Source organism: Streptococcus sp. 27098_8_82 (genome assembly GCF_041431615.1).
In the GTDB taxonomy this organism is placed as follows: Bacteria; Bacillota; Bacilli; order Lactobacillales; family Streptococcaceae; genus Streptococcus; species Streptococcus sanguinis_K.
Map to the genome: position 1 here is coordinate 195,373 of NZ_JAPVYB010000002.1, position 13,318 is coordinate 208,690.

A 13,318-nucleotide genomic window follows, 5' to 3' on the forward strand; every position below is an offset into this window, starting at 1 on the left:
GCCCGCACAGTTCATCCTGTGAGGGCGTATCATCGCGGTGCCACCTCAGTTATGGAGTTTTTAGGCTCCACATCTCATTTACTTATTTACAGTCATTTAGATTCCTTTTAGCAGAAGGCAGCATACTATTTTACAGCAAAGTAAGCTAACAAAATAATAAAAGTTCAACTAAAGGACAAAATGTTGACTCCAACAGCCCATTTCATAACTTCTCCTGCCTGTTCTCAGCAACCACAGACTCTCTGAAAGGAGGGATGTTACTACTCTTCTGCTGGGTATTTTATTTTCGTTTTTCTAGATAGTCGGCAATGGCTGCCACATCCTTGTCTCCACGACCAGATACATTGATAATGATGATTTGATCAGATGACAATTTTGGAGCTCGCTTGATGGCTTCAGCAATGGCATGAGAGCTTTCGATTGCTGGCAAAATTCCTTCCTTTTGCGTCAAGAGAAGCAAAGCGTCCACAGCTTCATCATCTGTCGCTGCCACGTATTCTACTCGGCCGGAATCTTTAAAGAAAGCATGTTCAGGACCAACTCCAGGATAGTCCAAGCCTGCTGAAATCGAGTAAACCGGCGCTATCTGCCCATCTTCAGCAAAGACAGCGTAGGTCTTCATACCGTCCACTACTCCGACGCTTCCCTTGGTCATGGTCGCTGCATGCTGGTCTGTATCAAGACCCCGTCCAGCCGCTTCAACACCAACCAGCTTGACTTCTTCATCCGCCACATACTGAGAGAAAGCGCCGATAGCATTGGAGCCACCGCCTACACAGGCAATGACATAGTCTGGCAAGCGGCCTTCCTTGTCCAAAATCTGCCGGCGAGATTCTTCACTAATCACCTTTTGGAACTCATGGACAATCGTTGGATAGGGGTGAGGACCGACAGCTGAGCCCAAGACATAGAAGGCTTCCAAATCACTCATCCAAGCTCCAAAGGCTGCATCAACTGCATCCTTGAGGGTTTTGGTGCCTGTTTCCACTGCATGAACAGTCGCTCCCATCATTTCCATGCGGAAGACATTAAGGCGCTGGCGCTCTACATCCTCTGCCCCCATGTAAACATCGCACTTCATACCAAACTTAGCTGCGGCTGCTGCAGTTGCCACACCATGCTGACCAGCTCCAGTTTCAGCAATGACTCGAGTCTTGCCCATGCGCTTAGCTAGTAAAATCTGCCCCAAAACATTATTGAGCTTGTGAGAGCCCAGATGATTGAGATCTTCCCGCTTCAGATAAATCTTAGCTCCGCCCAGGTGCTGGGTCAGACTTTCTGCATAGTAGAGCGGAGTCTCCCGACCTGAATAATCCGTCAAATAATGCCGGTATTCATTTAAAAATTCTGGATCATCCTTATACTTCTCAAAAGTCGCTTCCAATTCATCCAGCAAGGCCTGGATAGGCTCTGGTACAAAGGAGCCGCCAAATTGTCCAAAATATCCTTTAGTTTCTGTCATATTAATTGCCTCATTTCTTTATTTTCAAGCAAAACAAAAGCCCACACACAGAAAAAATCTGTGTGAGGGCGTATAATCGCGGTGCCACCTCAATTATGGAGCAAAGTATAGACTGCCTCCATATCTCTGTCTTGTCTAACAACAAGTTGCACTGTAAGGTGTGCTCACCGAATTTTTATTGCTTCAAATTCATTTTTTACATCAGCCCACTTCATAATCCCCCACTACCTGTTTCCACCAACCACAGGCTCCCTGAAAGTAGAAAAATTATTACTTTTCTGATGATTTATTTTATTATAGGCCTTTCCCTTTTTCTTGTCAAGAAAAAATTTAATTTTTTCTTCTAAACCCGAACTTTTTCTTCACTAATCTGTCTTGAAAGCGTCGCCTTGGCGATTTTTCCAATTTTTTTGACCAAGCTGAAAAGCCCGCCAAGCCAGATAACCACCCAAAGTATTGGTCCAGAGATCATCAATCTCAAAGACTCGATTGGCATTGATAAGAAGGTCCAGCAGAATCTGAGTCACTTCGATAGACAGACTCATCCCAAAGCTCAGCCATACAATCTTCTTGGTCTTCCGCAATTTCGGAAAGAGGCAAAGCAATTGAAAGATTAAGGGCGACAGCAAGAAGATATTGGCTAGATTTTGGATAAAGACCTTGACCAGCTGGATCCAAGAAGTAATCTCGCCAATATTGACAAAGGAATTAAAAGGGATTAACAAAACTACTATTCGGCCAAAATACTGGATTCCAGGAGTTTCCATTCCTGGCTCTGGAACCTGAGGAATAAAGCACAGAATGCAAAGCATCAAGAAATAGAGCCAGCTTCCCCCTACCAGCAATTTCCGCCCTTTGGCTGTTAGCTCACCGTCTGAAGTCAGATAGTTCTTAAGGCTGAACATTTTCTACCAATGCTTTCTCGCGATCACGCTTCATAGTATTAGAACGCAGCTGACCGCAGGCTGCATCAATATCTGTACCATGTTCCTGACGAACCACGCAGTTGACTCCGTTTTTCTTGAGGGTATCATAGAAAGCCATCACGCGCTCTTTGGGACTGCGGCTGTATTGGTCGTGCTCGCTAACGGGGTTGTAAGGAATGAGATTGACATAAGATAGCTTCTTAATGTTCTTGAGCAGCTCAGCCAGTTCCTTGGCCTGCTCTACACCGTCATTGACTTCATTGAGCATGATATACTCAAAGGTCACTCGGCGGTTGGTCGTCTCAATATAGTATTCGATAGCTGCAAAAAGCTTTTCGATAGGGAAAGACCGGTTAATCCGCATGATGCTGGTCCGCAGGTCATTATTCGGGGCATGGAGGGATACAGCTAGATTGACCTGCACACCTTCATTGGCAAAGTCACGGATCTTATGAGCCAGGCCTGAGGTCGAAACTGTGATATGGCGGGCACCAATAGCCAAACCTTTATCATCATTGACCGTCCGGACAAACTTGAGCACATTGTCATAGTTATCAAATGGCTCGCCGATTCCCATAACCACGATATGGCTGACCCGCTCATCCTGACCACGCTCGTCAAAATACTTCTGAACCAGCATAATCTGAGCTACAATCTCACCGTTATTGAGGTCGCGTTGCTTTTTTATTAAGCCAGAGGCACAGAAGGTGCAGCCGATATTGCAGCCAACTTGGGTAGTCACACAGACAGAAAGTCCATAGTGCTGGCGCATGAGTACCGTCTCAATCAGCATACCGTCCGGCAGCTCAAAGAGGTACTTGACCGTACCATCAGCTGACTCCTGAACAATGCGCTGTTTAAGCGGATTGACGACAAACTGATCATTTAGCTTGGCAATCAAGTCCTTGGACAGATTGGTCATCTCTTCAAAAGACTGGACCCGCTTGCGGTAGAGCCACTCCCAAATCTGGGCAGCACGGAATTTCTTTTCTCCCTGAGCTTCCGCCCATTCAATCATTTCCTGGCGCGTTAAGCTATAAATAGATGGTTTCATTTTTCTCCTTTATTCTGGCGAATCACAAAATGGCGATTGCTGTCTTTTGGCTTTTTCTGCCTATCTTGCTGGGAATTGTTGCGAGAGCGTTTATTGTCTCTTTTAGAGCGGCTGTCTCGGTCTCGCTCACTTCTGCGATTGCGGTTGCTCCCAGAACGGCTATTGCGAGAACGTTTTGACCGACCTTCTGTCTCTTTCTTGCCATGCGATTTTTTATCAAAGGAAGCACGCTGAGGATTTGGATTTTCCAAGACAAAATAAGCACAGCCATAGCTGCAGTACTCCAGCAAATAGTCTTCTAAGCGGCTAATCTTCTCATCGCTTTCATTAGCCCGCTCGTCCTTGTAAAAACCGCGCAGGCGCAGCTGCTCATTGCCCCAGTCACCAACAATATAGTCAAACTTGGTGAGAATTTCTGAAAAACGCTGATGAAAGGCCGTCAAGTCAAAGCCTTCCTTATAGTTCTCAATCAATTCAAACTCGAATTTTTCTGCAACAATCTTGCTGTCAATCTGTTTAAACTCCGGTCCTGGGAATTTATTATAATTATACAATTCAGGTGAAATATCTTTACGCATACTCTTCCTTTAACAATCTTGGATAGTTTATCTACAACACCTTATTTTATCATAAATCAGCCAGTATTTCGCGGACTTTTCATCAAAAATACCTTTCTGAAAAAAGTCAGACGATTTAAAGTAGAAAAGGCCAGCTGATTTTGTCTGTCTCACAAGAAAAATCTTAGCAAAAGCTAAGATCTTACTTGTTCTTTTTCAGATAGTCAATGGCGTCCTGCAGCGTTTTAACTGGAACAATTTTCATATCCGTTTTAATCTTCTTGGCTGTCTCCAGAGCCGTTTGGTAGTTGTTTTTCCCATTAGGAGAAAGCTTTTTCTCTTCCTCTGTCAGTTCATTGTTCGGTGCAAAGAAGATGTCTGCTCCGCTTTGGGCCGCTGAAACGACTTTCTTATCGATTCCGCCGATTTCGCCAACTTCGCCTTCACGGCTGATGCTGCCGGTCCCTGCAATATCGCGGCCATCACGAAGAGTCGGATCAGCCAACTGGGTATAAATGGCGAGGCTGAACATGAGACCAGCACTGGGACCGCCGATACCCTCAGTTGAAAATGTAATCGGAATACTGCTGCTGACTTCCGTCCGGTCTATCAGACTAATCCCAATCCCGTTCTTACCGTTCTCCAACTTGATGACCTTACCGGTTGCCGATTTCTCCTGACCATCTTCTTGGAAAGTCACCTTGATTTTATCCCCAAGCTTCTGCGAGTTGACATACTTGACCAGTTCCTCAGAGCTTTCAAATGTCTTATCATTGACACCAGTTACCGTATCAGCAATATTGAGAACTCCCTTGAAGGTTGAGTTATCAGCCACCTGTAGGACATAAACTCCCAGATAGTCCATTTTGATCTCTTTACCAGCTGTCGTCAACCCTTGATATTTAGCCATATTTTGTGATGTTTCCATGTAAAACTGGTTGATCCGATTGAACTCCTCATCCGTGGATCCCCCTGTCATATCCTTGGCGGAATAAATATCTGTAAAAGGGGTCAGCCAAGCATAGACCAGATGAGCAAAGGTTGCCTGCTCTACTCCGACCGTCACAAAGTTGTAGGAACCCGCTTCCTTGTCGGCCTTATTATCAACCAGCAAGACCTGCCGAACATCCTCGGCACCACCAGGAACTTCTATATAATAAGGCAGACGAACCCAAAAAGCTGCTATAAAAAAGGCAATAGTGACGCCAATGACCGTCGGCCATAGATACTTCTTAATTCTTTTCATCGTTGATTCTTTCTAATTCTTTGATTACACTTTGGGGCACATAGGCCGCGATATCCTGCTGAAAAGCAATCAGCTCACGAATACGTGATGAACTGATATGCTGATAGACTGGTTTGCTGAGCAAGAAAATCGTCTCCATTTCTCCTGCCAATTCCTGATTGAAAAAGTTCATATTGGCTTCATAGTCTAGATCTTGACTGTTACGGAGACCGCGCACAAAGGCTTGGGTTCCTAGTCTTCTGGCCACTGTCACTGCTAGCTCATTCTGAGAAGTGATGACCTCGACATTTCGCAAATGTTGCAGAGCTTCTTTGACTATCCGTTCTCTGGCTTCAATTGTGAAAAAGCCAGACTTTTCCCGATTATAGAAAATCCCTACATAGAGCTTGTCAAAAAGCCTGCTGGCCCGCTCAATCAGGTCCACATGGCCCTTGGTCATCGGGTCAAAAGACCCTGTGAATAATCCTATCTTATCTGACATACACCGTCACCTTTGAAATTCCATATATCTTCTGCTTCCAAATGCCTAGCCCTGCAATTTCTTCCGGCAATTCCACTTCCTTGTCTGTCTCACAGACTACCAGGACATCTTGACCCAAGAGCTGGCGCTCCTCTAGCTTCTCAAGGTCCTCCACAATCTGCTCCTTGGCATAAGGCGGGTCCAAGAGAACCAAGTCAAAAGACCCTGTCAACATTTCCAAGGCTCGGCCAGACTCCATCTTGAGCAAGTCAAAACGTTCCGGCTCCTTGGTCATCTGAATATTCTCTGAAATAATAGCCTGAGCTCTGCGATCCTTTTCGACTAAGACAGCTTCCTCCATGCCTCGCGAAATAGCTTCAATGGCCAAACCCCCGCTCCCAGCATAAAAATCCAGCACCCGACCGCCGTCAAAATAGGGACCAATCATATTAAAAATCGCCCCCTTGACCTTATCAGTCGTAGGCCTAGTCGTTTTGCCGTCCAAAGTCTTGAGGGGCCTACCCCCATATTTACCTGCAACAACTCTCATAAAAAACATTATAACACACATCTTACAAGAGGCCAATTTTTTGAAAACTTGACAGATTAAAAACAGAAGCACCCCAAATTAGAGACTTCTGTTTTCTTTTAATTTCAGTAAAAAATCAATTAATTCAGGCTGGCAGTCTGCCTTATCCAAGATCAGTCCCATTGACCGACCAACCATAATATAAAAAGTTTCTGGCTTGTCTATAATCGCCATAATATCTTGGTAGTCAAATCTGGCATTGTTATTCCGATTAACGACACGAAAGTCTGTCTCATAGAAGCTAAACTCCTGCTCTATATCATGCCAGAGGGGGTTGCCTCTATAAAACTTTTTAATATGTCGATTCATGGACAGATAGTAAAGAAAAGGAAGGACAGCCACAGTAACAAGAAAAGCTACGCCTGGCAAAGGTTCCCCGATAAAAAAACAGATTGCACCGCATATCAGCACCACTATCTCAGGGAGAATCAGTGAGAAGATTCCATTCTTTTTATACCAAAAATTGGTCCAAGCGAAACGGCGATAAGCTTCTTCTGTCATGATCGTTTTTGCTGTCATAGGAAACATCTCTCTACCTCCTGATTATATTCCTTCCTACAGTTTACCACACTCTTGCTGGAAATAACAATATTCAATAAAGAACTTGCTTTTCTCGATTTCATCTGGTATACTGTGTGTAACTTTTAAAACGTTACATAGGAGGTGTGATATGTTTTCGCATGAAAAATTAAAAAAACGCCGGCTGGAACTTAATCTGACTCAGTCTTCCATTTACCAAGAGCTTGGGATTTCCAGAAAGACTTACTCTGCTTGGGAAAATGGTCTGGCAGAACCCCACGCAAAAAATCTCAGGAGGTTGGCCACCTGTCTCAAGGTCCAAGAGAGCTACTTTGTGGATGAGACCAGCGCGCTCTACACCTACCCTTTACTAACTCTACCACATAAAAAAGAAGTAGACCAACTCGCTAGTCGGCTCTTAGAGAGACAGCGTAAGATTAGCTCCCTTACAGCCTATAAGGTTCTATCCGTTGAGCTGGCTGCAGGTCTCGGTCACAGCTACTATGACAATGAAACAGACTACGAAACTGTCTACTTTGATCAAGATATCCAGCACGACTTTGCATCCTGGGTCTCTGGGGATTCTATGGAGCCTAAGTATCCCAATGGCTCTGTTGCCCTTATGAAACAGACGGGATTCGACTACGATGGGGCAGTCTATGCTCTCATGTGGAATGGCAAGACCTATATCAAAAAAGTCTACCGCGAAGCTGAAGGTCTACGTTTAGAGTCTATCAATCCTGACTACGAGGATCTCTTTGCTCCCTACGAAGACCAGCCTAGCATTGTTGGTATCGTAGTTGGACATTTTCTGCCGATTGAGGTATAAGCTATGGTCCTATTTGATTATTCACGCGAGCCCCGTTCAGATATTGCTTTTGTGGATATGAAAAGTTTTTATGCCTCTTGCGAATGCATTTCCCTCGGCCTTGACCCTTTAAAAACCTCGCTCTGTGTCATGAGCCGAATTGAAAATTCCGCTGGACTGATACTAGCTGCCACCCCTCTCTTTAAAAAGAATTTCGGCAGCCAGAATGTCAGCCGAAGCTATAATCTTCCTTTTGATGTCCACACCCGTAAGTTCAACTATGCTGCTGCCCGCAAGCAGGGACTGCCTATTACAGCAGATTATATACGCTTTATCGAAGACGCTGCTCAAAAGACCTTACTGGTCCCACCTCGGATGAACTACTACATCCAGAAAAACATGGAAATCCAAAAGATTTTCCAGGATTTTGCAGCTCCCGATGACATTTTCCCCTACTCAATCGATGAGGGCTTCCTAGATTTGACAAGCTCTATCAACTACTTCATTCCTAATCAGACGCTGGACCGCAGGACCAAACTGGACCTGCTGGCTGCCCGCATTCAGCAGGCTATATGGAAGAAGACCGGGATTTATGCCTCTATCGGTCTGAGTAACGCCAATCCCCTTCTCGCCAAGCTAGCCTTGGACATTGAAGCCAAACATACAAAAAAAATGCGGGTCAACTGGTCCTACGAGGATGTGCCAAGTAAGGTCTGGACTATTCCAAACATGACTGATTTTTGGGGTATCGGCCACCGAACGGCTACCCGTCTTAAGAAGCTAGGCATCCACTCCATTTATGATTTAGCTCACTTTAACCCCGATATTCTCAAAAAAGAAATGGGGGTTATGGGTCTGCAGCTTTGGTTTCACGCTCACGGCATTGATGAAAGTAATGTTCACAAGCCTTATCAGGTTAAGTCACATGGTCTGGGCAACTCGCAAATTCTCCCCCGAGATTACAGACAACAGGCAGAGATTGAACTCGTTTTCCGAGAAATGGCTGAGCAGGTCGCCATTCGTCTCAGACGCTCTGGTAAGAAATGCCAGCGTGTCTCCATCCATGCCCGTTATTCCAAGCAGGAGCTCCTGCCTTCCATTCATACACAGAAAAAAATTGAGCCCACTAACAACAGCGATCGATTGGCTCAAATCGTCGTTCAGCTCTTTCGTTCCAAATATCAGGGCGGGGCTATCCGACAGATTGGCGTTTTTTACAGTGACTTTGTCGATCAAGGATATGGTCTGATTTCTCTCTTTGACGATCCTCTGCAAATTCAAAAAGAAGAGGAGCTCCAACAGACGATTGACCGCATCAGAGATTGCTTCGGCTTTGCCTCTCTGCTTAAGGGAAATGCCTTGCTGGACTCCTCCCGTGCTATTGCTAGAAGCAAGCTAACCGGTGGCCATTCTGCTGGAGGTTTGGAGGGCTTATCATGACTGACCGCTCTTATCTCCCCTATCAGTCTGCTCGTGACTTTCAGGATCGGGGCATGGCTAAATGGGCTGGCTTTTTCCTCTCTGAGCATAGCACTGCTTTGGCCAAAAAAGAACTAGATATCAGTCGCCTGGCCCAGCTTGACAGACAGGAGAAATTCCAGTTACTCAACCAAGCCTACAGTCATCAAGTTCCCATCAGAATCACCTTTCTTAATCAGGGAAAGCTGACCGACATTACTGCTACCGTCTTTCATCTGGACTGCAAGCAAGTCCTCCTGCAGGAAGGTGACCATTACAAAGGCCTTGCTATCCATCAGATTCTTTCGATACAAGCTTCAGGAGGCGCAGATGACCACTCAAAATGTACATGAGGAACTTCAATTTGACTATTTTTCCCAGAATTACTATCAATTTCAAGAGGATTTTTATCAATTTTCCAATCTTCCCCAGCCTCTGATGGTCATGGAAGATGACATCCTACTCCACATGGCCAGCCGCCAGGTCACTCATTTCAAACTTTCCAAGACCAAAAGTTTGGACAAGAAAGACCATTACTTCCATTTTACCGTCAGTCGTCCAGACCAAGCAAAACGACTCTGTATCTACCACTATCAAGGCCAAACAGAAGATATAAATCAATAAGCTCCCAAACTAAGTTTGGGAGCTTATTGTAGGGAACTGGCCATCTACTAGAATCTTCTCAATTATTTATTGCTTTAAGTCAGGTAAATAACATTAAAGATTTGAGCCAGCTATATTTAAAGCCAAGAAGCGCCATTCTTTTTAGGTTATCTATTCAGTTCATTTGTATAAACTAATTTCATACTAAAAACACCCCAATCGTTAGATTTTCTGTCTAACTTTTGGGGTGAAAGTCAAAGCGAATTATCTTTTCTTTTATTTTTTATCGGTGTCAAGATTTGCAGCTTCAATAACCGGCTGCTCATCTTGTTTTAGCTTGTTAACAGTCATATTAACACCAAGAGCTCCTGCTAGGAGTTGACGAATATCGAAGCCTGCACCTTGCGACACTTGGTCAATACTCTGCATGATATCACCAACCATCTTAGAAGCATTGCCTTCACCATACATAGTGATTTTGTCCACTTTAGTAAGCGGCTCTGCTACAGCACGGGCAATTTCTGGCAGTTTGTCTACAATCATCTCAGTAATGGCTGCTTCTTGCATCTTCTTCATGGCTTCTGCTTTTTTATCCAAACCTTGAGCTTCGGCTTCTAGCTTAAGACGAATCGCTTCCGCTTCAGCACGTCCTTTAGCTTCAATAGCTTCGGCTTCTTGCAGTTGCGCAAACTTTTCAGCCTCGGCTTGAGCCTTGCGAGCTTCGGCTTCTTTTTGTGTTTCAAAGAGCTCCGCCTCAGCTTGACGTTGACGCTCAATCAATTGCGCTTCCGCTGCTTGTTGACGAGAGTATTTCTCCGCTTCAGCCTGTTTGCGGATGTTAGCATCCAGTTCTTGCTCCCGAACCTTAACTTCACGTTCCTTGACTTCAGCTTCTTTCTCTTGCTTCATGATATTAGCTTCGGCAGCCACACGTTCTTGCTCGCGACGCTGCACTTCCGCCTCAATCCCTTTAGCTGCATCAGCCTTAGCTTGCGCAATATCCGCTTCCTGCTTGAGGGCTGCTTGCTTCAGTTTCAACTCATTTTGCTTTTGAGCGATTTCTAAGTCAGCAGCTACGCGCTTATCGTTAGCCAATTTGTCTTGCTCAGCTTCTACTTCCTTGCGCTCACGTTCAGCTTTAGCCTTTGCAATTAGGGCATCTTTTTTGATGGTTTCGACATTTTCGATACCGAGATTATCAATCACACCACCTTCATCAGAGAAAGACTGAACGGTAAAGGCAATGACTTCTAATCCCATCTTAGCCAGATCCGGAGCTACGTTGTCCTGAACTTTTGAGGCAAATTCCTGACGGTCATTGACCATCTTCCGCAACTCCATCTGACCAATTACTTCCCGAAGATTTCCTTCCAAGACATCTTGAACAGAGTTAGAAATATCTGTTGTATTCCAATTAAGAAAGTTTTCTGCTGCACGAGCAATCATTTCATCGGTTGTTCCGATTTTTAGCTTAACAGCTGCATCAGCACGTACATTGATAAAGTCAAGAGTCGGTACCGCTTCGGATGTGCGAACATCTGTTGAGAACTGTTCAATATCCAAATAAGAGCGTTGCTCTACAAAAGGGATCATAAAGCCAGCTTTACCGCGAAGGTGACGCTGTTTACGAAGACCTGTAATTACAACTACTTCGTTAGGGCGTGCGTTAACATAGCCTTTCACTAAAAGTACGACAAGGACAACCAAACCAATAATTACTGGAATCAACCAGGTTGGAAAGAAAAATGTATCCATTAAATCTCCTTCTATAAGACAATTTTCATTGTCTATTTTCTTTTTATACTTAGTATAACAAATTATTTCAAATTCTCAAATTATTTTCAAAATTTTTACAAGATTTATTCATCAAATATTCCTTGCAAACCAGCGAAAGGATTGTTCTTCTCTTTTTGAGCTTCCTGGGCAGCGGCAAATTCCTCTTCCGTCATAACTTGCCAGTCCTGACCTGACAGAAAGCCTTGGCCGGCTTCTTCCTCAGCTGTTAGGATTTTCAGTGGAATATTCATCAGGATATTGTCAGCTACACTCTCGGCTACATTAATCTCGCCATTTTCAATCGGAAGCACCAAGTCCTGATCAATCATATCCTGCGATGCGGCTTGTCCTTCTTCCATGAAAATTTCGTTGACTAGATAAGACTCCTTGAACTCTACAGGCTCCATACTACGACTGGACGTCAAGGTAATGGTATAAGACAAGTCATAATCCAGAAAATAGAGGCCATCTTCATATTGAACCTTTCCTTTGGCTACAATATCCTGAACATCTAAAATCTCAGGATTGCGTTCTTTTAACTCCTCTGCCAAGTCCAGCTTTTTCTCAAAGGCTAGACCATCTGGATTCTTCCGAATTTCTTGAATATGCAACATAAGTTCCTCTTTGCTTTTTTCTTTATATTATATCATGTTTGGGCTCTTCGATGTTATTGAAAATTATTTTGTTATAATAAAATGCAAGGAGGGAAGACAATGGAACATCTAGGACAGGTTTTTAGATTTTTTCGAGAGGCAAGGCACATCTCTTTATCCGAAGCGACTGGCGGAGAATTTTCAAAATCTATGCTCTCTCGCTTTGAAAATGGGCAGAGCGAACTTTCGGCACAGAAATTTTTTAGCGCTCTCAGCGCCATTCACACGGAAACGGAAGAATTTACCGTTGCAGCCGGCATCCAGGATCATCATTCTCATAAGGAACTCTTAAGCCAAATTCAAGACCTGTTGCAAGCCAATCAGCTGGACCTCTTAGAAAAACTTTATCTGAAAAAAGAAAAAGTCACTCAAAAAAGCAAGCGCGCTAATGATTGGGTTGAACGCCTGATTGTAAAGGCCCATCTCTGTGCCCTTAAGGAGTCAGAGAAGGCCAGCCCATGCGAGCTGGATTTCCTGCATGATTACCTCTTTTCAGTTGATATTTGGGGCCGCTACGAACTCAATCTCTTCTCTATCTGTACCCCGGTTTTATCTCTAGACTTGTTTTCCCAATACACCAAAGAAATCCTCTCAAGAAAGGATTTTGCTACCTTATTTGCCAACAACCGCAACACCCTGCACACTACCTTTCTTAATGGCTATCTTCTGGCCATCAGTCAGGAAAATATCACTCAGGCAGACTATTTCCAACAAGTCATTGAGCGAAACTTTTATGAAGAAAATGAGACTTACTTCCGAATTGTCTATCTCTTTGCTCAGGGAGAGTTGATCTGTTTGAAAGGGAAAACAGAAGAGGGGCTCACTCAAATGAAGCAAGCTGTCGATATTTTCCGAATCTTGAACTGTCATCATAGCGCTGACTACTATCAAAAAGCCCTTGATACTGCTTTTCAAAAATATAGCAAATGATGCAAATTTCCACTTTTAAGCTCAGCTATTTTGAGTTGGAAAGTGGTTTTTTGTTCCTACTCGAGCTCCACCTTTCTGATTTAAAAGTTTCTACCCGAAAATCGTTGAATATATGCAATATTTCCTGCAGATTGGATTCTCTATTTTATACTAAAAGCAGAAAGAGCTAGCGCAAGTCACTTTCAGAATTTTACCACTTACTTAATGAGACCTAACCAGTTGCCGAAAAGCCCTTGTTTTTGGCTTTAAACGGTCTATAATGTTCATCAGAAAGAGA

The 13,318-nt window shown here is 44.0% G+C and carries 15 protein-coding genes and 1 other annotated feature; of the genes, 5 read left to right on the forward strand and 10 right to left on the reverse strand.

Annotated features, from left to right (window positions below):
- Positions 1-280: 280 nt before the first annotated feature.
- From trpB to O3627_RS04305, 8 genes are all read right to left on the reverse strand, one after another.
- Positions 281-1,462 carry a tryptophan synthase subunit beta gene (gene trpB / locus O3627_RS04270; protein WP_011836632.1) on the reverse strand — a complete coding sequence of 394 codons (1,182 nt, stop codon included), beginning with the start codon at positions 1,460-1,462 and terminating at the stop codon, positions 281-283.
- Between the two features lie 61 nt (positions 1,463-1,523).
- Positions 1,524-1,757 (reverse strand) — a binding site (T-box leader).
- Between the two features lie 70 nt (positions 1,758-1,827).
- Positions 1,828-2,367, reverse strand: coding sequence for a VanZ family protein (locus O3627_RS04275; protein ID WP_011836631.1), 540 nt, complete (start codon positions 2,365-2,367; stop codon positions 1,828-1,830).
- Entirely contained in the window at positions 2,354-3,442 is a 1,089-nt protein-coding gene (rlmN, locus tag O3627_RS04280; RefSeq protein WP_002911938.1) for a 23S rRNA (adenine(2503)-C(2))-methyltransferase RlmN, read from the reverse strand. The genes O3627_RS04275 and rlmN overlap by 14 nt, the downstream gene beginning before the upstream one ends.
- Positions 3,439-4,020, reverse strand: coding sequence for a YutD-like domain-containing protein (locus O3627_RS04285; protein WP_011836630.1), 582 nt, complete (start codon positions 4,018-4,020; stop codon positions 3,439-3,441). The genes rlmN and O3627_RS04285 overlap by 4 nt, the downstream gene beginning before the upstream one ends.
- Before the next feature lie 181 nt (positions 4,021-4,201).
- Complete coding sequence (locus O3627_RS04290) at positions 4,202-5,245, reverse strand: SepM family pheromone-processing serine protease (protein WP_011836629.1); 1,044 nt, start codon at positions 5,243-5,245, stop codon at positions 4,202-4,204.
- The gene (coaD, locus tag O3627_RS04295; protein ID WP_002921993.1) at positions 5,232-5,726 is read right to left on the reverse strand and encodes a pantetheine-phosphate adenylyltransferase; all 495 of its coding nucleotides are present in this window, start codon (positions 5,724-5,726) and stop codon (positions 5,232-5,234) included. Before coaD ends, O3627_RS04290 begins: the two co-directional genes overlap by 14 nt.
- A complete protein-coding gene (rsmD, locus tag O3627_RS04300; protein ID WP_002921994.1) occupies positions 5,716-6,264 on the reverse strand; it encodes a 16S rRNA (guanine(966)-N(2))-methyltransferase RsmD in 549 nt (182 codons plus the stop codon). Before rsmD ends, coaD begins: the two co-directional genes overlap by 11 nt.
- 69 nt (positions 6,265-6,333) lie before the next feature.
- The gene (locus O3627_RS04305) at positions 6,334-6,822 is read right to left on the reverse strand and encodes a YcxB family protein (RefSeq protein WP_002921995.1); all 489 of its coding nucleotides are present in this window, start codon (positions 6,820-6,822) and stop codon (positions 6,334-6,336) included.
- Positions 6,823-6,964: 142 nt separating this feature from the next.
- Here O3627_RS04305 and O3627_RS04310 point away from each other — a divergent pair, with 142 nt between their 5' ends.
- Genes O3627_RS04310 through O3627_RS04325 form a run of 4 tightly spaced genes read left to right on the forward strand, consistent with a single transcriptional unit; the run spans position 6,965 to position 9,703 of the window.
- Positions 6,965-7,642, forward strand: a complete 678-nt coding sequence (locus O3627_RS04310) for an XRE family transcriptional regulator (RefSeq protein ID WP_011836627.1) — start codon at positions 6,965-6,967, stop codon at positions 7,640-7,642.
- Between the two features lie 3 nt (positions 7,643-7,645).
- Positions 7,646-9,061, forward strand: a complete 1,416-nt coding sequence (locus tag O3627_RS04315) for a Y-family DNA polymerase (protein WP_125381898.1) — start codon at positions 7,646-7,648, stop codon at positions 9,059-9,061.
- Positions 9,058-9,432 (forward strand): hypothetical protein, encoded by a 375-nt coding sequence (locus tag O3627_RS04320; protein ID WP_002898070.1) that lies wholly within the window; start codon positions 9,058-9,060, stop codon positions 9,430-9,432. The genes O3627_RS04315 and O3627_RS04320 overlap by 4 nt, the downstream gene beginning before the upstream one ends.
- Positions 9,410-9,703 (forward strand): DUF5960 family protein, encoded by a 294-nt coding sequence (locus tag O3627_RS04325; protein ID WP_002898071.1) that lies wholly within the window; start codon positions 9,410-9,412, stop codon positions 9,701-9,703. Before O3627_RS04320 ends, O3627_RS04325 begins: the two co-directional genes overlap by 23 nt.
- Positions 9,704-9,958: 255 nt before the next feature.
- Here O3627_RS04325 and O3627_RS04330 read toward each other — a convergent pair whose 3' ends face one another.
- Together O3627_RS04330 and O3627_RS04335 are read right to left on the reverse strand one after the other, a co-directional pair.
- Entirely contained in the window at positions 9,959-11,437 is a 1,479-nt protein-coding gene (locus O3627_RS04330) for a flotillin family protein (protein WP_125381900.1), read from the reverse strand.
- 104 nt (positions 11,438-11,541) lie between these two features.
- Entirely contained in the window at positions 11,542-12,072 is a 531-nt protein-coding gene (locus tag O3627_RS04335; protein ID WP_125381902.1) for a DUF177 domain-containing protein, read from the reverse strand.
- A gap of 99 nt (positions 12,073-12,171) precedes the next feature.
- On the opposite strand from O3627_RS04335, the gene O3627_RS04340 reads away from it, so the two are divergent.
- Positions 12,172-13,041, forward strand: a complete 870-nt coding sequence (locus O3627_RS04340; protein ID WP_125381903.1) for an Rgg/GadR/MutR family transcriptional regulator — start codon at positions 12,172-12,174, stop codon at positions 13,039-13,041.
- Positions 13,042-13,318: the final 277 nt, after the last annotated feature.

Bases quoted from the DNA above. Each gene is read 5' to 3' on its own strand.
- rsmD (WP_002921994.1), bottom strand. From the start codon at position 6,264: ATGTTTTTTATGAGAGTTGTTGCAGGTAAATATGGGGGTAGGCCCCTC.
- O3627_RS04275 (WP_011836631.1), bottom strand. From the start codon at position 2,367: ATGTTCAGCCTTAAGAACTATCTGACTTCAGACGGTGAGCTAACAGCC.
- O3627_RS04315 (WP_125381898.1), top strand. From the start codon at position 7,646: ATGGTCCTATTTGATTATTCACGCGAGCCCCGTTCAGATATTGCTTTT.
- O3627_RS04330 (WP_125381900.1), bottom strand. From the start codon at position 11,437: ATGGATACATTTTTCTTTCCAACCTGGTTGATTCCAGTAATTATTGGT.
- O3627_RS04325 (WP_002898071.1), top strand. From the start codon at position 9,410: ATGACCACTCAAAATGTACATGAGGAACTTCAATTTGACTATTTTTCC.
- O3627_RS04310 (WP_011836627.1), top strand. From the start codon at position 6,965: ATGTTTTCGCATGAAAAATTAAAAAAACGCCGGCTGGAACTTAATCTG.
- O3627_RS04335 (WP_125381902.1), bottom strand. From the start codon at position 12,072: ATGTTGCATATTCAAGAAATTCGGAAGAATCCAGATGGTCTAGCCTTT.
- O3627_RS04320 (WP_002898070.1), top strand. From the start codon at position 9,058: ATGACTGACCGCTCTTATCTCCCCTATCAGTCTGCTCGTGACTTTCAG.
- rlmN (WP_002911938.1), bottom strand. From the start codon at position 3,442: ATGAAACCATCTATTTATAGCTTAACGCGCCAGGAAATGATTGAATGG.
- coaD (WP_002921993.1), bottom strand. From the start codon at position 5,726: ATGTCAGATAAGATAGGATTATTCACAGGGTCTTTTGACCCGATGACC.
- O3627_RS04290 (WP_011836629.1), bottom strand. From the start codon at position 5,245: ATGAAAAGAATTAAGAAGTATCTATGGCCGACGGTCATTGGCGTCACT.
- O3627_RS04305 (WP_002921995.1), bottom strand. From the start codon at position 6,822: ATGTTTCCTATGACAGCAAAAACGATCATGACAGAAGAAGCTTATCGC.
- trpB (WP_011836632.1), bottom strand. From the start codon at position 1,462: ATGACAGAAACTAAAGGATATTTTGGACAATTTGGCGGCTCCTTTGTA.
- O3627_RS04285 (WP_011836630.1), bottom strand. From the start codon at position 4,020: ATGCGTAAAGATATTTCACCTGAATTGTATAATTATAATAAATTCCCA.
- O3627_RS04340 (WP_125381903.1), top strand. From the start codon at position 12,172: ATGGAACATCTAGGACAGGTTTTTAGATTTTTTCGAGAGGCAAGGCAC.